This is a genomic window from Microbacterium stercoris (assembly GCF_017592545.1).
In the GTDB taxonomy this organism is placed as follows: domain Bacteria; phylum Actinomycetota; class Actinomycetes; order Actinomycetales; family Microbacteriaceae; genus Microbacterium; species Microbacterium stercoris.
This window is the reverse complement of the sequence record NZ_JAGFOA010000006.1, coordinates 1-18,464: the sequence shown is the minus strand read 5'-3', so window position 1 is coordinate 18,464 and position 18,464 is coordinate 1. Positions and strand designations below refer to the sequence as shown.

19 protein-coding genes and 1 rRNA gene are annotated in these 18,464 nt (G+C 71.0%); 2 read left to right on the top strand and 18 right to left on the bottom strand.

Annotation, left to right across the window (positions count from 1 at the left end; genetic code table 11):
* The gene (locus J5V96_RS13790; protein ID WP_208504329.1) at positions 1-372 is read left to right on the top strand and encodes an RNA-binding S4 domain-containing protein; all 372 of its coding nucleotides are present in this window, start codon (positions 1-3) and stop codon (positions 370-372) included.
* A gap of 62 nt (positions 373-434) precedes the next feature.
* On the opposite strand, the gene J5V96_RS13785 is transcribed toward J5V96_RS13790, so the two are convergent.
* The 17 genes from J5V96_RS13785 to J5V96_RS13705 form a co-directional block, all read right to left on the bottom strand.
* Positions 435-1,331: an NUDIX domain-containing protein gene (locus J5V96_RS13785; protein ID WP_307793639.1), complete on the bottom strand. Its 897-nt coding sequence runs from the start codon at positions 1,329-1,331 to the stop codon at positions 435-437.
* 83 nt (positions 1,332-1,414) lie between these two features.
* The gene (der, locus tag J5V96_RS13780; RefSeq protein WP_208504325.1) at positions 1,415-2,941 is read right to left on the bottom strand and encodes a ribosome biogenesis GTPase Der; all 1,527 of its coding nucleotides are present in this window, start codon (positions 2,939-2,941) and stop codon (positions 1,415-1,417) included.
* Positions 2,931-3,614 (bottom strand): (d)CMP kinase, encoded by a 684-nt coding sequence (cmk, locus tag J5V96_RS13775; RefSeq protein ID WP_208504323.1) that lies wholly within the window; start codon positions 3,612-3,614, stop codon positions 2,931-2,933. The genes der and cmk overlap by 11 nt, the downstream gene beginning before the upstream one ends.
* Positions 3,615-3,626: 12 nt before the next feature.
* A complete protein-coding gene (locus J5V96_RS13770) occupies positions 3,627-4,733 on the bottom strand; it encodes a prephenate dehydrogenase (RefSeq protein WP_208504321.1) in 1,107 nt (368 codons plus the stop codon).
* On the bottom strand, positions 4,730-5,545 hold the full coding sequence (locus tag J5V96_RS13765; RefSeq protein WP_208504319.1) for a pseudouridine synthase: 816 nt from the start codon (positions 5,543-5,545) through the stop codon (positions 4,730-4,732). Before J5V96_RS13765 ends, J5V96_RS13770 begins: the two co-directional genes overlap by 4 nt.
* Positions 5,542-6,126 carry an SMC-Scp complex subunit ScpB gene (gene scpB, locus J5V96_RS13760; protein WP_208504317.1) on the bottom strand — a complete coding sequence of 195 codons (585 nt, stop codon included), beginning with the start codon at positions 6,124-6,126 and terminating at the stop codon, positions 5,542-5,544. The genes J5V96_RS13765 and scpB overlap by 4 nt, the downstream gene beginning before the upstream one ends.
* Before the next feature lie 56 nt (positions 6,127-6,182).
* Positions 6,183-7,031, bottom strand: coding sequence for a segregation and condensation protein A (locus J5V96_RS13755; protein ID WP_208504315.1), 849 nt, complete (start codon positions 7,029-7,031; stop codon positions 6,183-6,185).
* The gene (locus J5V96_RS13750; RefSeq protein WP_208504313.1) at positions 7,015-7,926 is read right to left on the bottom strand and encodes a ParA family protein; all 912 of its coding nucleotides are present in this window, start codon (positions 7,924-7,926) and stop codon (positions 7,015-7,017) included. Before J5V96_RS13750 ends, J5V96_RS13755 begins: the two co-directional genes overlap by 17 nt.
* 193 nt (positions 7,927-8,119) lie before the next feature.
* Positions 8,120-9,037, bottom strand: a complete 918-nt coding sequence (gene xerD / locus J5V96_RS13745; RefSeq protein WP_208504311.1) for a site-specific tyrosine recombinase XerD — start codon at positions 9,035-9,037, stop codon at positions 8,120-8,122.
* Positions 9,037-9,639: an NUDIX domain-containing protein gene (locus J5V96_RS13740; RefSeq protein WP_208504309.1), complete on the bottom strand. Its 603-nt coding sequence runs from the start codon at positions 9,637-9,639 to the stop codon at positions 9,037-9,039. Before J5V96_RS13740 ends, xerD begins: the two co-directional genes overlap by 1 nt.
* 1 nt (position 9,640) lies before the next feature.
* Positions 9,641-11,329, bottom strand: coding sequence for a CTP synthase (pyrG, locus tag J5V96_RS13735; RefSeq protein ID WP_208504828.1), 1,689 nt, complete (start codon positions 11,327-11,329; stop codon positions 9,641-9,643).
* Positions 11,330-11,392: 63 nt separating this feature from the next.
* The gene (recN, locus tag J5V96_RS13730) at positions 11,393-13,087 is read right to left on the bottom strand and encodes a DNA repair protein RecN (RefSeq protein WP_208504307.1); all 1,695 of its coding nucleotides are present in this window, start codon (positions 13,085-13,087) and stop codon (positions 11,393-11,395) included.
* 4 nt (positions 13,088-13,091) lie between these two features.
* Entirely contained in the window at positions 13,092-14,051 is a 960-nt protein-coding gene (locus tag J5V96_RS13725; RefSeq protein ID WP_208504305.1) for an NAD kinase, read from the bottom strand.
* Positions 14,052-14,082: 31 nt separating this feature from the next.
* Entirely contained in the window at positions 14,083-14,877 is a 795-nt protein-coding gene (locus tag J5V96_RS13720) for a TlyA family RNA methyltransferase (RefSeq protein WP_208504303.1), read from the bottom strand.
* Positions 14,874-15,035 carry a hypothetical protein gene (locus tag J5V96_RS13715; RefSeq protein ID WP_208504301.1) on the bottom strand — a complete coding sequence of 54 codons (162 nt, stop codon included), beginning with the start codon at positions 15,033-15,035 and terminating at the stop codon, positions 14,874-14,876. The genes J5V96_RS13720 and J5V96_RS13715 overlap by 4 nt, the downstream gene beginning before the upstream one ends.
* A 36-nt stretch (positions 15,036-15,071) precedes the next feature.
* Positions 15,072-16,115, bottom strand: a complete 1,044-nt coding sequence (locus J5V96_RS13710; RefSeq protein WP_208504300.1) for an HAD-IIA family hydrolase — start codon at positions 16,113-16,115, stop codon at positions 15,072-15,074.
* On the bottom strand, positions 16,115-17,062 hold the full coding sequence (locus J5V96_RS13705) for a hypothetical protein (RefSeq protein WP_307793636.1): 948 nt from the start codon (positions 17,060-17,062) through the stop codon (positions 16,115-16,117). Before J5V96_RS13705 ends, J5V96_RS13710 begins: the two co-directional genes overlap by 1 nt.
* Before the next feature lie 255 nt (positions 17,063-17,317).
* On the opposite strand from J5V96_RS13705, the gene J5V96_RS13700 reads away from it, so the two are divergent.
* Positions 17,318-18,298 (top strand): hypothetical protein, encoded by a 981-nt coding sequence (locus J5V96_RS13700; RefSeq protein WP_208504290.1) that lies wholly within the window; start codon positions 17,318-17,320, stop codon positions 18,296-18,298.
* Between the two features lie 47 nt (positions 18,299-18,345).
* Here the strand turns inward: J5V96_RS13700 and rrf are convergent.
* Positions 18,346-18,462: ribosomal RNA gene (gene rrf, locus J5V96_RS13695) — 5S ribosomal RNA — on the bottom strand.
* Positions 18,463-18,464 lie beyond the last annotated feature (2 nt).

The window sequence follows — 18,464 nt, the reverse complement described above, 5'->3', positions numbered from 1 at the left end:
ATGAGCTCCGGATCCGTTCGCGTCGACGCCTGGCTGTGGGCCATCCGCGTCTACAAGACCCGCTCCGCGGCCACCACGGCCTGCCGCGCCGGCCACGTGCGCGTGAACGGCTCCCCGGCGAAGGCCGCCCAGGTCGTACGACCGGGCGACGAACTGCGCGTGCGCATCAACGGCTTCGACCGCATGCTCACCGTGCGCGAGCCCATCGCCAAGCGCGTCGGCGCGGCCGTGGCCGCGACGGCCTTCGAAGACAAGACGCCTCCCCCGCCGCCGCGCGAGTTCGCCGGCGTCATCGCCGTGCGCGACCGCGGCGCGGGCCGCCCCACCAAGCGCGAACGTCGCGAGATCGACCACCTCCGCGGCCGCGACTGACGCGCACCGCGCAACCGCGCCGCTCGGCAGACCGGCAACCCCGCCGGCCCGAAAACGCCCCGTCAGCCCAGGAGCTCGAGCAGCCACCCGGAGCCGCGCACGGTGGCGCCGGCGTCCTCCGCCCGGGCGCGCAGCCCGCGATCGCTCGTGACCGCCGTCACCACGAAGCCGTCCTCGACGAGCTCGGCCACCTCGCCGGCGAGCGCATCGTCGCCCGATCCGGAAGCGCGCACGATCCGCACCCCGTCGACCTCGGGCACCACGCCCGCGGCACCCTCGACGACCACGATCTCCGGGAACCAGTGCGTCGCCCCGAGCCCGAGCGCCGCCGCCGGCACCCCGTCGCCCGACAGCCGAGACACGCGCTCCAGCAGCCGCGACGTCGCCCCGGCGCGATCCTTCCACCAGCCGTCCGGCACGGATCCGACCACGTTCGCGGCGTCCACCACGATCACCGGCCGCACGTGCAGCAGCTCCTGCAGGCGAGGCCACGCGGCCCCGAACCCGGGATGCAGGGGCCGGTCATCGACGGCGTGCTCGGCCGTCCACTCGACCGCCACGCTCTCCGGATCGGTCACCGCGCCGGCGAAGTGCGTCACGACATCCGCGATCACGGTCGTGTACTGCCAGATCTCGAGATCCAGCACCGAGGTGAACCGCGGGCGCACCGCGGTGAGCGGAACACCAGCCTCCTCCGAGGCCTCGCGCAGCGCGCCGTCGAGGGCGCGCTCGCCCTCGTGCAGCGCTCCCCCGGGCAGGGCCCAGGTTCCGCCGAAGTGGCTCCAGCCCACGCGATGCTGCAGCAGCACACCGCGCTCGGCGTCGAACGCCAGCAGCCCCGCGGCGCCGAAGCGGCCCCAGTAGCGCTCGCCCGTCTCCGAGACGACCCAGGCATCCCCCGGATCGCGCGGGCCGATGAACCGGGGAGGCTCTCCGGCGCGGGCAGGTTCGATCGTCACCCTCCCAGCCTGACACAGCACCCCCGCATGCGTCCGGCCCCGCGTCATCGAGTGACGCGGGGCTGGATACGGGGCGCTGGAGCTTACGACTTCTGGCGACGCTCGCGCACGCGCATGTTGATGACGATCGGCGTGCCCTCGAAGCCCCACAGCTCGCGCAGGCGGCGCTGCACGAAGCGGCGGTAGCCCGGGTCGAGGAATCCGGTCGTGAACAGCACGAAGGTCGGCGGACGCGTGCCCGCCTGCGTGCCGAACAGGATGCGGGGCTGCTTGCCGCCGCGCAGCGGGTGCGGGTGCTCGGCGACGAGCTCCGACAGGAACGCGTTGAACTTGCCGGTCGGGATGCGCTGATCCCACGACTCGAGCGCGGTCTCGAGAGCCGGCACCAGCTTCTCCAGGTGGCGGCCCGTCTTCGCGGAGATGTTGATGCGCGGTGCCCAGGCGACGTGCGCCAGGTCCTGCTCGATCTCGCGCTCGAGCATCCGACGGCGGTCACCGCCCTTGCGGTCGTCCTCGAGCAGCTCGTCCCACTTGTTGAAGGCGAGCACGAGGGCACGGCCCGATTCGAGCACGAGGTCGATGATCCGGATGTCCTGCTCGCTGATCGGCTGGCTCACATCGAGCACGACGATCGCGACCTCCGCCTTCTCGAGCGCGGCGGAGGTGCGCAGCGACGCGTAGAAGTCGGCGCCCTGCTGCATGTGCACACGACGGCGGATGCCGGCGGTGTCCACGAGGGTCCACATCTTGCCGCCGAGCTCGACGACCTCGTCCACCGGGTCGCGGGTGGTGCCCGCGAGCTCGTTGACGACCACGCGCTCCTCGCCCGCGGCCTTGTTCAGCAGCGACGACTTGCCCACGTTCGGGCGGCCGATGATCGCCACGCGGCGCGGACCGCCGATCTCGTGCTTGGCGACGGCCGACACCTCGGGAAGCTTCGCGAGGATCGCATCCAGCAGGTCGGCCACACCGCGGCCGTGGATGGCCGAGATGGGGTGCGGCTCGCCGAGGCCGAGATTCCACAGGGCGTAGGCCTCGGGCTCGTGGCGGGCATCGTCGATCTTGTTGGCCACGAGGAAGACCGGCTTGTCGGTCTTGCGCAGCAGCTTCACAACGTGCTCGTCGGTCGCGGTCGCACCGACCATCGCATCGACGACGAAGATGATCGCGTCGGCCAGGTCGATGGCGACCTCGCTCTGCAGGGCGACAGACTTGTCGATGCCCTTGGCGTCGGGCTCCCAGCCGCCGGTGTCGACCAGCGAGAAGCGGCGGTCGTTCCACTCGGCCTTGTAGGTGACGCGGTCGCGGGTGACACCCGGGGTGTCCTCGACGACGGCCTCGCGGCGCCCGAGGATGCGGTTCACCAGCGCCGACTTGCCGACGTTCGGGCGACCGACGATCGCCACCACCGGCAGCGCCGGCAGGTACTCGATGCCGTCCTCGCCACGCTGGATGCCGGCGAGCAGCGCCGCATCCTCCGCGTCGAGGTCGTAGTCCTCGAGTCCCTGGCGCAGGGTGGCGGCGCGGCGCTCGGCGAGCTCCTCGTCCACCTCCGCCAGGCGCTCGGCGAGGCGGTCGGGCTTGCCCTCGTACTCGTCTTCAACGGCCATTGTGGGCCTCCAGCTTTCGGTCGATGACCGCGATGACGGCCTCGATGGTCTGTTCGAAATCCAACTCGGTCGAGTCGACGACGTCCACTCCCGGATCCGCCTCCGCGAGATCCAGCACGTGGCTGTCCGAGGCGTCGCGGGCGAGGATCGCCTGCTTCACCTCCTCGGTGTCGGCGCCGAGCTCGATGCCGCGGCGCTGCGCGCGCACCTCCGGCGAGGCCGTCATCAGGATGCGCACGGGCGCGTCCGGTGCGACGACCGACGTGATGTCGCGCCCCTCGATGACGACGCCACCCAGGCCCGACTCCCCCGCAAGGCGGCGGTAGATGGCGTTCAGCCACGCGCGCACCTCGGCGACCTGCACGAAGGCCGCGATCCCCGCGGTCACCTCGGGGGTGCGGATCACCGCGGTCACATCCGTGCCGCCGACGGTGACGGTGCGGTCGTCGGGATCGAGCCCGAGGCTGAGATTGAACGCGGCGAGCGCGTGGATCACCGCATCGGCGTCGGTGCCGTCGACGCCCGACTGCGCAAGGTGCCACGACAGCGCGCGGTAGCCGGCGCCGGTGTCGAGGAAGCCGTAGCCGCGGCGACGCGCGACCTCCTTCGAGACGCTCGACTTGCCGGATCCGGCGGGGCCGTCGATCGCGATGATGGGGGTGAGTTCAGTCATGGCCGATTCCCTTCATGAGACGGCGCTCGCGATCCGCCAGCCGCGCTGCTCGAGCCCGTCGACGGCCGCCCGCAGGGCACCCGGTACGACGCTGATCTCGGCGAGGCCGAACTGCGCCCCCGGCGAGTGCTCGAGGCGCAGGTCCTCGATGTTGATGTCCAGCTCGCCCAGCTCGCCGAACAGGCGACCCAGCTGGCCGGCGGTGTCGTCGATCATCACGACGAAGGTCTCGAAGCGCCGGTTCTGGCCGTGCTTGCCGGGCAGTCGCTCGACGCCCTCGTTGCCGCGCCGGATCGCATCGGCGATCTCGCGGCGCGAGCCCGCGGCATCCGGATCCCTGAGGGCCGCGGCGAGCGCGGACAGGTCGGCGGCGAGCGCATCGAGCACGGCGACGACGGGGCGGGAGTTCGCACCGAGGATCTGCACCCACAGCTCGGGCGCGGAGTGCGCGATGCGCGTGGTGTCGCGCACCCCTTGGCCTGCGAGCCGCAGCGAGTCCTCGGCGGCCTCGGTGAAGCGCGCCGCGAGCAGGCTCGCGACCACCTGGGGCACATGCGAGACGAGTGCGACCGAGCGGTCGTGCTCCTCGGGCGTCATCTCGATCGGCATCGCCCCGACGTCGAGCGCGAGCGCCTCGACGAGCGCGAGGTCGGCCGCGGGTGTCTCCTCGTCGCGGCAGACCACCCAGGGGCGCCCCGTGAAGATGTCGGCCCGCGCGGAGATGGCCCCGCCGCGTTCGCGCCCGGCCATGGGGTGCGAGCCGATGTAGTGAGTGAGGTCGACGCCTCGCTGCCGCAGCACCTGGAGCGGCTCGAGCTTGACCGAGGCCACGTCGGTGACGACGACGCCCGGGAAGCGCTCGAGCTCGCGCTGGACGATGTCGGCCGTGACGTCCGGCGGCACGGCGACGACGATGAGCGCGGGGGCATCGCCGGGGGCCTCGGCACGTCCGGCGCCGTAGTCGATGGCGAGGCGCAGCTGGGTGGGCGACGTGTCGCTGAGGATCACGTCGACGCCCAGGGCGGTGAGGGCGTGGCCGATCGAGGCGCCGAGCAGGCCGGCGCCGACGATCCGGACGGGTCCGGTCGTCCGGGCGGCACGCGCAGCGGTGTCGGTCACGAGTTCTCCTGACCCTCCGTGGATGCGGGAACCTCGCCCGACGGATCGACAGCGCCGTCCGCGCCGGATCCCTGGCGCGAGAGAGTCAGCAGCGCGCCTCTCTCCACCTTAGTCAGTTCGCGTGCCCGACCCACTGGGAGGGTTCCCAGGTGCAGGGGGCCGAACTGCCGGCGCACGAGCTCGATGACGGGGTGACCGACCTCGGCCATCATGCGCCGCACGATGCGGTTGCGTCCCGAGTGCAGCGTGAGCTCGACGAGGCTCGTGCCCTGCGAGCTGTCGAGCAGCCGGGCCTTGTCCGCCTGGATCGGGCCGTCTTCGAGCTCGACGCCGCGGATCAGCCGCTGGATCGTCGCGGGCGTCACGGTCCCCTCGACCTTGGCGATGTACACCTTGGTCACCCCGAACGACGGGTGCGCGAGCACCTGCGCCAGCCCGCCGTCGTTGGTCAGCACGAGCAGCCCGGAGGTGTCGTAGTCGAGGCGCCCGACGTTGAAGAGGCGCTCCTCCCAGTCGCGCGTGAACTCGCGCAGGTCGCGGCGTCCGCGATCGTCCTTCATCGAGCTGATCACGCCCGTGGGCTTGTTGAGCATCACGTAGCGCTTGCCGGCATCGAGCTGGATGGCCGTGCCGTCCACGTCGACCAGGTCGTTCTCCGGATCGATGCGGCGCCCGAGCTCGGTCACCACCTTCCCGTTCACGCGCACGCGTCCGGCGACGATCAGGTCCTCGGACACCCGCCGGGACGCCACGCCCGCATTCGCGAGCACCTTCTGCAGACGCACGCCTTCCGGCGCATCGAAATCACTCATGCCATCACCTCATCGAAACCATCGGATCCATCGTCCAGCAGCGGCGAGATCGGCGGCAGCTCGTCGATCGAGTTGATGCCGAGCTGCTGCAGGAGCAGATCCGTTGTGCCATACAGGATCGCGCCCGTCTCGGGATGGACGGACACCTCCGTCACCAGTCCGCGCGCCAGCAGCGTGCGCACGACCGAGTCCACATTGACGGCGCGGATCGACGCGACCTGCGAGCGCGTCACCGGCTGCTTGTAGGCGATCACGGCGAGCGTCTCGAGCGCCGCCTGCGACAGCCGCGCGGGCGCCTGCCCGCCCACGTATGCCGCCACCATGTCGTCGTAGTCGGCGCGCACGTAGAACCGCCAACCACCGCCCACCTCGCGCAGTTCGAAGCCGCGTTCGGGGGTGCCGTCGACACCGTCGTAGTCGGCCACGAGAGCGGCGAGTGCCGCGCGCACCTCGCGCACCGGCGCGCCCACGGCGGTCGCGAGCGCGACCACTCCGAGCGGCTCGTCGGCGATCATCAGGATCGCCTCGAGCCGCTGGGCGACGCCGCCCGGGAGCGCGGCAGGCTCTGTCTCATCGGTCATAGCGATCCCGCCCCGCTGTGCTCCGCGACCCGCCCGCGAGCGCGGCAGGTTCTGTCTCATCGGTCATAGTCGGCCCCCAGGGTCGCCAGCATGTCGTCGGACCAGTGCTCCGCAGTCCAGGTGAGCGTCAGCTCGCCGAGCGGCTCGAGCTGCTCGAACGAGATCGCCGCGTGCCGGTACAGCTCGAGCACCGAGATGAAGCGCGCCACGATCACCCCGGCCTGATCGACACCGGCGATCAGTTCGCGGAAGGTGAGCTTGGCCGATCCGCGCAGCAGCGTGACGACCACTGCCGCCTGCTCGCGGATCGACACCAGCGGCGCGTGCAGGTGATCCAGGCCCACGACCGGGATCTCGCGCGGCGCGAAGGCGAGCATCGCGGTCGCCGCGAAGTCCGCGAGGCTCAGGGTCCAGACGAGCTCGGGCGTCTGAGCCCGGTGCTTCGCCTCGAGCGGCACGCTGCGCGTGTGGCGGCGTCCCTCCCCCTGCAGGCGGTCGGTGAACCAGCCCGACGCGACCTCCTTGAACGCGCGGTACTGCAGCAGCCGGGCAAACAGCAGGTCGCGTGCCTCGAGCAGCGCGACCGCCTCGGCGTCCACGAGCTCCCCCTGCGGCAGCAGGCCGGCGACCTTCATGTCGAGAAGCGTGGCCGCCACCACGAGGAACTGCGAGGCCTGATCGAGCTCCTCGCCCGTGGTGATGTCGCGCAGGTAGGCGATGAACTCGTCGGTCACCTTCGACAGCGACACCTCGGTGATGTCGAGCTCACGCTGCGAGATCAGGTGCAGCAGAAGGTCGAAGGGGCCATCGAAGTTGGACAGCGAAACCCGGAAGCCCGTGACCGCGGCGGGTGCGGACTCCTCCGGTGTGGCGGCGTGGGGCGCCGCGTCAGGCGACAGCGCCACGCGAGACCAGCTCCCGCGCCAGGCGCAGGTAGGCCTGCGCGGCGGGGTGCTCGGGCGCGAACTCCGTGATGGGCACGCCCGACACCGAGGCGTCGGGGAACTTCACCGTGCGGCCGATGACCGTCTCGAGCACGTCGTCGCCGAAGGCGTCGACGATGCGCTCCAGCACCTCGCGCGAGTGCAGCGTGCGCGGGTCGTACATCGTCGCGAGCAGACCGTCGAGCTCGATGGACGGGTTCAGGCGGTCGCGCACCTTGCCGATCGTCTCGATCAGCAGCGCCACACCGCGCAGGGCGAAGAACTCGCACTCCATCGGGATGAGCACGCCGTGCGCGGCGGTCAGGGCGTTGATCGTCAGGAGGCCGAGCGACGGCTGGCAGTCGATCAGGATCACGTCGTAGTCGGCCGCGACCTTGCGCAGCACCAGCGACAGGATCTGCTCGCGCGCGACCTCGTTGACCAGGTGCACCTCTGCGGCCGACAGGTCGATGTTCGCGGGGATGACGTCGAGACCCGGAGTGGTCGTCGGCACGATCGCCTCGTGGGGGTCGCGCTTCGTGTCGAGCAGCAGGTCGTAGATCGTGGGTGCGCCCTGCGCATTCGCGTACGCCTGCACGCCGAGACCGACGGTCAGCGCGCCCTGGGGGTCGAAGTCGACCGCCAGCACCTTGCGCCCGTAGGACGCGAGCGCCGCGGCGAGGCTGATCGTGGTCGTCGTCTTGCCGACGCCGCCCTTCTGGTTGCACAGCGCGATGATGCGCGCAGGACCGTGCCCGTCCAGCTTCTCCGGGGTCGGGAAGCCGTGATACGGACGTCCGGTCTCGCCGAGGATGACGCCATCCTTGTCCTTGGCCCGGGCCTTCTTGTCCGCCACCGATGCTCCTGCCTTCGTCATGCTCGTCCCATCGTAGCCACGGGGCGCGGATCTGCCGGGAGACCGGCCCGGCGATCCCTCACCTTCCCGCGCTCCCCGCTCGCTCCCCCGCTCGTCGAGCGAGCCTGCCCTCACCCGCTCGTCGAGCGAGCCTGTCCCCACCCGCTCGTCGAGCGAGCCTGCGAGTCGAGACGCCCCAACCCGCGGATCGCACTCACCTCGCCCGCGGATGCGAGGTGACGTACACGTCGCGCAGCGCGTCGACCGTCACGTGGGTGTAGATCTGCGTGGTCGCCACCGACGAGTGGCCGAGCAGCTCCTGCACCACGCGCACGTCGGCGCCGCCCTGCAGCAGATGGGTGGCGAAGGAGTGCCGCAGCGTGTGCGGCGAGACGTGCGCGGTCAGCTGCGCCTTCTCGGCCGCGGCTTGCAGCACGAGCCAGGCGCTCTGACGCGACAGCGGGGCTCCGCGCGCGCCGAGGAAGAGCTTCGGGCTCGCCTTGCCGCGCGTGGCCAGCTCCGGCCGCACGCGCGTGAGGTAGGCGTCCAGCGCCGCCCGCGCGAACGAGCCGACGGGCACGATCCGCTCCTTGCCTCCCTTGCCCCGCAGGCGCAGGATCGAGGCGCCCTCCGACGACAGGGTCGAGAGGTCGTCGACATCGAGTGAGATCGCCTCCGACACCCGCGCGCCCGTGGCGTAGAGCAGCTCCAGCAGCGCGCGATCCCGGATCCCGATCGGGTACTCGGGCGAGGGAGCGGCCAGCAGCCGCTCGACCTGCTCGATCGTGAGCGCCTTGGGCAGGCGCTGAGCCTGCTTCGGCGGGCGCAGCCGCTGAGTCGGATCGGCATCGGCCAGACCCTCTCGCGCGAGGAACCGGTGCAGCCCCCGCACCGACGACTGCAGACGCGCGAGCGACGAGGCGGCCGGCGCCGGCTCCGCCGAGGCGCGCTCGGCAGCGAACTCGGCGACGATCGCCGGCGTCACGTCGCTCGAGTCGGCCACGCCGTGCTCCGAGAGCCACTCGACGTATCCCCCGAGATCGCGCCGATACGCCGCGACGGTGTGGTCCGACAGCCCACGCTCGATCGTGATGTGACGCAGGTACGCGTCGACCGCCCGCTCGAGCAGCATCAGCCTTCGGCGCGCTCCCGGCGCAGTCTCTCCGCGGTCACCATGATGCCGAGCATCATGGCGCCGTTCATGAGCCGCCCGCCGGTCACCGCGGCCACCGCCTCGTCGAGCGGCACCCAGAGGCTGCGGATGTCCGCTTCCTCGCCGAAGCGCGCGAACTCCTCCGGCGCATCCGACAGCCCGCGAGCCAGGTAGATGTGGATGATCTCGTCGCTGCCGCCGGGGGTCGGCGCCATCGAAACCAGCTTGTCCCATCGCTCCGCGACCAGATCGACCTCCTCCGCGAGCTCGCGCTTGGCGGTGTCGAGGGGGTCCTCGCCGTCAATGTCGAGCAGCCCGGCCGGGATCTCCCAGTCGCGCGTGCGGATCGGGTGACGGTACTGCTGGATGAGCAGGATCCGATCCCGCTCATCCAGCGCGACGATCGCGACCGCCCCGGTGTGATCCACGTAGTGGCGAATCAGCTCCGAGCCGTTGTAGACCAGCCGGTCTTCGCGGACATCCCAGACGTGGCCGTGGTAGGCGAGGTGCGATTCGCGCACCTCGACGTCAAACGGCTCATCGTGGAGATCGAGATCGCCGAACTCGCCATGTGTCGCCATGTCAGGCGTTCTCGACCTCGAACAGCTCGCTCGAGCGGTGGCGCGCGACCGCAGCGCCGACGAGACCGCGGAACAGCGGGTGCGGCTCGGTCGGACGCGAACGCAGCTCGGGGTGGGCCTGCGTGGCGATGTAGTACGGGTGCACCTCGCGCGGCAGCTCGACGAACTCGACGAGGTCGAGGTCGGGGTTGATGCCGGAGAACACCAGACCGGCGTCGGCGATCTGCTGGCGGTAGGCGTTGTTCACCTCGTAGCGGTGACGGTGGCGCTCCTCGACCTCGGTCGCTCCGTACGCCTCGGCGGCGATCGAGCCCTCGGCGAGCTTCGCCGGGTACAGGCCCAGGCGCATGGTGCCACCCAGGTCGCCGCCCTCGAGGATGTCGACCTGCTCGGCCATCGTGGCGATGACGTGGGTGCCCGTCGCCTCGTCGAACTCGCTCGAGGAGGCATCCGCGATGCCGGCCTCGTTGCGGGCGTACTCGATGACCATGCACTGCAGGCCGAGGCACAGGCCCAGCGTCGGGATCCCCTGCTCGCGCGCGAACTTCAGCGCGCCGAGCTTGCCCTCGATGCCGCGGATGCCGAAGCCGCCGGGCACGCAGATGCCGTCCAGATCCGACAGCTGCTGCGCGGCGCCCTCAGGCGTCTCGCACGTGTCGGACGGGATCCACCGGATGTTGACCTTCACGTCGTGCGCGAAACCACCCGCCTTGATCGCCTCCGTCACCGACAGGTAGGCGTCCGGAAGGTCGATGTACTTGCCGACGAGGCCGATCGTGACCTCGAGCTTCGGGTTGTGCACCGCCTGGAGCACCGTGTTCCAGCGGGTCCAGTCGACCTCGTTCGCCTTCTCGGCAAGGCCGAGGCGTCGCACGATGTAGGCGTCGAGGCCCTGGTCGTTGAGCGTCGAGGGGATGTCGTAGATCGACGGCAGGTCGACCGTGTTCACCACAGCCTCGGCGTCGACGTCGCACATCAGCGCGATCTTGGCGCGGTTGGACTCGCTGACGGGCCGGTCGGAGCGCAGCACGAGCACATCGGGCTGGATGCCGACCTGGCGCAGCGCGGCGACGGAGTGCTGCGTGGGCTTGGTCTTCTGCTCGCCGGAGGCTCCCATAAACGGCACCAGCGAGACGTGCACGAAGAACACGTTGTCGCGGCCGAGCTCGTGGCGCAGCTGGCGAGCGGACTCCAGGAAGGGCTGCGACTCGATGTCACCCACGGTGCCGCCGACCTCGGTGATGATCACGTCGGGCTTCGGGTCGGCCTCGGCCTGCAGGCGCATACGGCGCTTGATCTCGTCCGTGATGTGCGGGATGACCTGCACGGTGTCGCCGAGGTACTCGCCGCGACGCTCCTTGGCGATGACCTGCGAGTAGATCTGGCCGGTGGTGACGTTCGCCGCCTGGCTCAGGTTCACCCCGAGGAAGCGCTCGTAGTGGCCGATGTCGAGGTCGGTCTCGGCGCCGTCGTCGGTGACGAAGACCTCACCGTGCTGGAAGGGGTTCATCGTGCCCGGGTCCACGTTCAGATACGGGTCGAGCTTCTGCATCACGACGTGCAGTCCGCGGGCCGTCAGGAGATTTCCGAGGCTGGCGGCGGTGAGTCCCTTGCCGAGCGACGAGACGACACCACCCGTCACGAAGATCTGCTTGGTGGTCGTCTCGGATCCCGCGTCAGGCTTCTGCATCACGGGCTTCGATCCTAACAGTCGTAGCTTCGAGCGAGCCGAGTGGCGCGCCGTTCGTTGCGCCTAGCGTGCCACGGATCCGCGCAGCGCGAGCAGCTCCTGCGCGTGCGTGAGGGCGGCATCGGAGTCGCTGAGCCCCGACAGCAGGCGCGCCATCTCCGCCTCGCGCTCCGCTCCCTCAAGGCGCGTCACGCTCGAGGACGTCACGGATCCGTCGTTCGCCTTCACCACCGAGAGGTGGTTGTTCGCGAAGGCGGCGACCTGGGCGAGGTGCGTGACCGCGATGACCTGCGAGCTCTCGGCGAGGCGGGCGAGGCGCCGGCCCACCTCGATCGCGGCGGCGCCGCCGATGCCGGCGTCGACCTCGTCGAAGACGAAGGTGGGCACCGGATCGGTCCGCGAGATCACGACCTCGATGGCCAGCATCACCCGGCTGAGCTCGCCACCCGACGCGCCCTTCGAGACGCTGCGCGGCTCGGCCCCGGGGTGTGGGGCGAGCAGCAGGGAGACCTCGTCGTGGCCATGCGAGGCCTCGGCTCCGGGAGCGACCTGGACGATCAGTCGGGCGTCGGGCATGGCCAGGGCGTGCAGCTCCTCGGTGACCGCCTCCGACAGCTCGACGGCGGCGGCGGTGCGGGCCGCCGTGAGCGCCTCCGCACGGGCGTCGACGGCCTCTCGCGCTTCGCTCAGCTGCGCCCCGAGCCGCTCCACCCGGTCACCGTCGTCGTCCAGCTCCGCGAGCCGCGCGGATCCGGTCTCGAGAAGGGCGATGGCCGCGTCGAGCGAGCCGTGCGTGCGCACGAGTGCGTTGAGCACGGCGCGACGCTCCTCCACGGCCGCGAGCTCCGCCGGTCCCGACTCGTCGAGATCGGCGAGGAAGCCCGACAGCTCCACCGCGATGTCCGCGACGCGGTATCCGAGGTCGGCGAGCTGCTCGGCGAGCGAGGCCAGCGCCGGATCGGCCGCCCGCTCGAGCGAGCGACGTGCGTCCGAGAGCAGGGAGGAGACATCTGCGTCGCCCTCCTCGCTGGACAGCGCCTCGCGTGCCTGGGCGGCGGCCGCCCGCAGCTCCTCCGAGTTGGCGAGACGCTCGGCGCGCTCGGTGAGAGCGACATCCTCACCTGCCTGCGGCTCGGCCTGCTCGATCTCCGTGAGCTTCTCCCGCAGGGCCGCTGCCTCAGCGATGCGGGCCTCGCGATCGGTCACGAGCGAGGTCAGCTCGCGATCGAGGGACTTCCACGCCTCGTACGCCGAGCGATAGGCGGCCAGCGCTTCGCGCACAGGCTCGCCGGCGAAGCGATCGAGCGCCTCGCGCTGCGCCGCGGACGACTTCAGCCGCAGCTGGTCGGACTGGCCGTGCACCACCACGAGCTCGTCGGCGAGGTCAGCCAGCACGCCCGCGGGTGCCGCGCGGCCACCCACGCTCGCGCGGCTGCGCCCCTCGGCGGCCAGCGTGCGCGACAGATAGAGCTCGGCGCGGCCGTCGCCGATCGGCTCGAGATCGCCGCCCGCCTCGCGGACGCGCTCGGCGACGGCGCCCTCCTCGCCCACGAGCCAGACGCCTTCGACCGAAGCCTGGGTGGCCCCGGCGCGCACGGCGCCGGGATCGGCACGACGCCCGAGCAGCAGGCCGAGGCCCGTGACGACCATCGTCTTGCCGGCACCGGTCTCGCCCGTGATGGCGGTGAAGCCCGGTCCCATGGGAAGGGTGGCCTCGCTGATCACTCCGAGGTCGCGCAGACGCATCTCTTCGATCAAGTCATCACTCCATGGCCTCGGGCGGGACGACGTCGATGACGCCCGTCGGGTCGATCGTCGCGGGCCCGCGCCATCCGGCGACGGGCAGCTGGAACTTGCGCACCAGACGGTCGGTGAAGGCCGCCGGATGCAGGCGCGCGAGGCGCACGGGCTGCGGCGAGCGTCGCACGGTCACCCGGGCACCCGGAGGCAGAGGGTGCGAACGCCGGCCGTCGCACCAGAGCACCGCCGAGGCGCCGGCGCCGCCCTCGAGCACCTCGACGGCGACCACGTGCTCGGGACCGACCACCACGGGCCGCGCGAACAGCGCATGCGCCGACAGCGGCACAACCGCGATCGCCTGCACGGTCGGCCAGATCACCGGCCCGCCGGCAGAGAAGTTGTACGCGGTGGATCCGGTCGGCGTCGCGATGACGACACCGTCGGCCCCGAACGTGGAGAGCGGGCGGCGATCGATCTCGATGACCACCTCGATCATCCGCTCACGGCTGTCCTTCTCGACGGTCGCCTCGTTCAGCGCCCAGGTCGTGTACACCACTCGGTCGGCGCGGTCCTTGACGCGCACCTCGAGAGCGAGTCGCTCTTCGACCGCGTAGTCTCCCTCGACCGCACGCTGCACGGCGGAGTCCATCGCATCGCGCTCGATCTCGGCCAGGAAGCCCACGTGGCCCATGTTGATGCCGAGCACCGGCGCGGGGCACTCTCGCACGAGCTCGGCCGCGCGCAGGATCGTACCGTCACCGCCCAGCGAGATCGCGAGGTCGATGTCGGTGAGGGCGACATCCGTGCCGAGCACCGCGACGTCCGACAGCACGGGAGCGATCGCCGACAGCGCCGCCCGATCCTCATGCGAGAGCACCGGAACAGCGCCCGCTGCGCGCAGCAGACTCGCCACGCGCACGGCCGCATCGACGGTGTCCTCGCGATGGGCATGGGCGACGACCAGGATCTTGCGCTCGCTCATGTGCCTCCGTCGCAGGGGGTCGGGAGCTGCGTCATTCGCACGCCCGTTCGATTTCTCGCTTCCATTCTGTCGGATCCGAGCCCCGACCCGGAGCGATGTGGATGAGCGTCTCCACATTCCCGTGTGTGCCATGGATCGGCGACGGCAGCACACCCAGCGTGCCGAGCCCCAGATCCTTCGCGGTGAAGAGCACCTCGAGCACGGCGTCGGCCCGCAGGCCGGCGTCCGTGACGACTCCGCCGCCGATCTTCGAGCGCCCCACCTCGAACTGCGGCTTGACCAGCAGCACGATGTCGGCATCGGGCGCCGCCACCTCGGCGACCGCGGGCAGCACCTGGGTGAGAGAGATAAACGACAGGTCGCCGGTGATGACGGAGGGTGCGGTGTCGACGCCGCTCGCCTCGGCGAGACTCTCGGCGGTCATGTAGCGCACGTTGTAGCCCTCGACCACGCGCACACCGGCATCGAGCGCGATGAGCGGTGCGAGCTGACCGTGTCCGACGTCGACGGCGAGCACCGGATCTGCTCCCCGCTCGCGCAGCACCTGCGTGAATCCACCGGTGGAGGCGCCCATGTCGAGCGCCGTGCGTCCGTCGACCCGGATGCCGAAGCCGTCGAGAGCCCCGATCAGCTTGTGCGCCCCGCGGCTGACGTAGTGGTCGGCGTCGACCACCGCGATCTCGGTGGACGACTCCACCTTGATCGACGGCTTCGAGGCCACACGCCCCGCCACTGTGACGCGCCCCTCCTCGACCAGGGTCGTCGCATGGCTGCGCGAGCGCGCGAGACCGCGCGCCGCCAGCTCGGCGTCGAGACGCTGGGTCATACGCCCGGCACCGGGGAGGGCGCCTGATCGAGGCGTCGTGACAGCTCGTCGTGCAGGGTCGCGTACGCCGCCGCCCGATCGGCGAGCGGCTGCGTCTCGATGATCCGCACGCGGGTCAGCAAGCCCTCGTCGAGGTGCTGCTCGGTCTCATCACTCACGGCCCCAGCCTACGTCGGAGCGTGGTGAGAGGCGGGTCAGCCTCGCGCCGGACGGAACGGATCTGCGTACAGCTGCTCCGGCACGCGGAAGCCGAAGATCGCACGCCCGGAGTCCCAGATCGCCTTCGCCGCGGCACGGAGCAGGTCGATCGGCTCACCCTCGGCGACGATCTCGACGTCAGCTCCCGAGATGCGAACCGCGGCGTCGCGCACCCACACCGTGTCGCCCTTCACCACAGCGACGGGATAGGGCTCGAAGAGCTGACGCAGGTCCTCGACGATATAGGTCGGCCTGCTGTCGGCGGGGGCCGCGAGCACGTGCTTCGGCCGATCGATTCCCGTGAGCACAAGCACCGACGGCACACCCGCGCGGTTCGCGCCCAGGATGTCCGTGTCGAGACGGTCGCCGATCATCAGCGGCGAGGCGGCGTCGAAGCGCGCGACCGCCGCGTGGAAGATCGGCGCCTCCGGCTTGCCCGCCACGGTCGCAAGGCGTCCGACGGCCGTGTGGACGGCGGAGACGAGCGTGCCGTTGCCCGGCGCGATGCCGCGCGCCTGCGGGATCGTCCAGTCGGTGTTGGTGGCGATCCACGGGATGCCACCCTCCTCCTCGGGGATCTGCAGCGCGAAGGCGGCCTCCGCGAGCTGGGTCCAGTTCACATCGGGGGCGAACCCCTGCACGACAGCGGCGGGCTGGTCGCCGGCGCTCCGGGTCGGCACGAAGCCCGCCTTCTGCAGTTCGTCGACGAGGCCGTCGCCGCCGACGACCAGGATCGTGGATCCGGGCGCCACGCGCTGTGCCAGAAGGGTCATCGCGGCCTGCGGGCTCGTGACGACGTCCTCGGGTTTGGTGTGCAGGCCGAGCTCGGCCAGATGCGCGGCCACCGTCGCGTCCGTGCGCGACGCGTTGTTGGTGATGTATCCCAGGCGGCGGCCCTCGGCCTCCGCACGGTTGAGGCTCTCGACCGCGTGCGGCAGGGCGCCGGGACCCGCATACACCACGCCATCGAGGTCGGCGAGGACCACGTCGACGCCGTCGAGGGGCGTGCGCTCGGGCGCGCGCTTGGAGAACAGCCCCATCAGTCGCGGTTCTCGCTCTCGGCGTCGCGCTTGGCGTCGGCGTCGGTCTCGGAGTCCGCCTCGATCTCGGAGTGGGCGTCGATCTCCGCAAGGATCTCGTCCACCTCGTCCTCGACCGTGAAGGACGTGTCCGCGGAGTCTGCGTCCGGGTGACCCGACTCGTCCGCGATCGCCTGCGCGGGGGTCGCCTCGTCCTGGTTCACCTGCTCGGCTTCCTCGCGGATGTCCTCGCTGTCGGCGCGCTCATCTTCCTCGTGGATGTCCTCGGTGTCGGCGTCGTCGATCTCGATGACGTCGAACTCGTCCTCGTCCACGTTGTGGCCCAGAGCGTCCGCGGCGATCTCCGCGCGGCGGCGCCAATCGGCCGCCTCGTCGGTCAGGCCGAGATCCTCGAGCACCGTGGCACGGGCAGCGAACAGGCCGGGGCTCCACTCGAACGCCGTGTCCGGGTCGAGCTCGGGGATGTCGAGCTCGACGAGCGCCAGCTGCGTCTCACCGAGGTCGAGGCGAGCACCCGACATCGCGATCGCGAGCTCCACACGCACCGCGGTCGGCAGGCTCGCGCGGTCGACCGCACGACCTTCCTCGAGCGCGCGCTCGGGCCGGCCGAGTCCGCGCTCGCTGTCGACGATCACGGCGATGAGGTCATCGCGGCCCGTGATGCGGCGGTACGTGCGCAGCTCGCGCAGGGCGAGCGCGTAGTCGCCCACGGTGTACGCCGTGATGCCCAGCGTCTCTCGCGCGACGGCGACCCGGCCGGCGTGACGCACGGCGGCCTGAGCGTGCTCGTGTGCCAGTGCCGGATCCTCGTCGAGCGTCCGCGCCGCCATCGCGAGGTGGCGGGCGACGCGCTCGGCGTTCTCCTTGCTGAGCGTCTTCAGCTCATTGCGTGCCTGCGAGGGCAGGTCGCGCGCCTCGATCTCGTCCGGGATGAACGGATCGCGCACGCGATCCTGCTCCGGCGGACGCGAGTTCGAGCGGTCGCTCCCGTCGAAGCGGCGATCGTCGCGGCTGCCACCGAAACGACGGTCTCCATCACGCTGCGGGCGGTCACCGTACGGACGACGCTCACCATCCCGCTGCGGGCGGTCACCGTAGGAGCGGCGCTCGCCATCACGCTGCGGGCGATCACCGTAGGGACGGCGCTCGCCATCACGCTGGGGGCGGTTGTCGCGGTCGCCGTAAGAGCGACGCTCACCGTCATGCTGGGGGCGGTCGCCATACGGGCGGCGCTCGCCGTCACGCTGGGGGCGGCTGTCGCGGTCGCCGAACGAGCGACGCTCACCATCGCGCTGGGGGCGGTCGCCGTAGGGACGGCGCTCGCCGTCACGCTGCGGGCGGTCACCGTAGGGACGGCGCTCACCATCACGCTGCGAGCGGTCACCGTACGGACGGCGCTCGCCATCACGCTGCGGGCGATCACCGTAGGAGCGACGCTCGCCATCGCGCTGCGGACGGTCACCATACGAGCGGCGCTCGCCATCGCGCTGCGGACGGTCGCCATACGGACGACGCTCGCCATCGCGCTGCGGACGGTCGCCATACGAGCGGCGCTCACCATCACGCTGCGGGCGGTTGTCGCGGTCGCCATACGGACGACGCTCACCATCACGCTGCGGACGATCACCATACGGGCGGCGCTCGCCATCACGCTGGGGGCGGTCGCCATGCGGGCGGCGCTCCCCGTCACGCTGCGGGCGGTCACCGAAGGGACGGCGCTCGCCGTCACGCTGCGGACGGCTGTCGCGGTCGCCGAACGAGCGACGCTCACCATCACGCGGCGGCCGGTCACCGTAGGGACGACGCTCACCATCACGCTGCGGGCGATCACCATACGAGCGGCGCTCACCGTCACGCTGCGGGCGGTCACCATACGGACGACGCTCACCATCGCGTTGCGGGCGGTCACCATACGGACGACGCTCGCCATCGCGCTGCGGGCGATCACCGTAGGGACGACGCTCACCATCGCGCTGCGGGCGGTTGTCGCGGTCGCCGAACGAGCGACGTTCGCCGTCACGCTGCGGGCGGTCACCGTACGGACGGCGCTCACCGTCGCGGCGGCCGTCTCCGCTGCGATCTCCTCGAGGAGCGCCACGGTTCTCGCCGCGGTCGCCCCGTCCCTGGTCAGGTCGGTCGCCGTCGTTCGCAGCCATGTCCACTCCTCTATGATCCCTGCATAAACGCAGAAAGGCCACCCAACCTTGGGTGGCCTTTCTGACTAAAAGAAGTCCGGCGGTGTCCTACTCTCCCACAGGGTCCCCCCTGCAGTACCATCGGCGCTGAGAGGCTTAGCTTCCGGGTTCGGAATGTGACCGGGCGTTTCCCTCTCGCTATGACCGCCGAAAC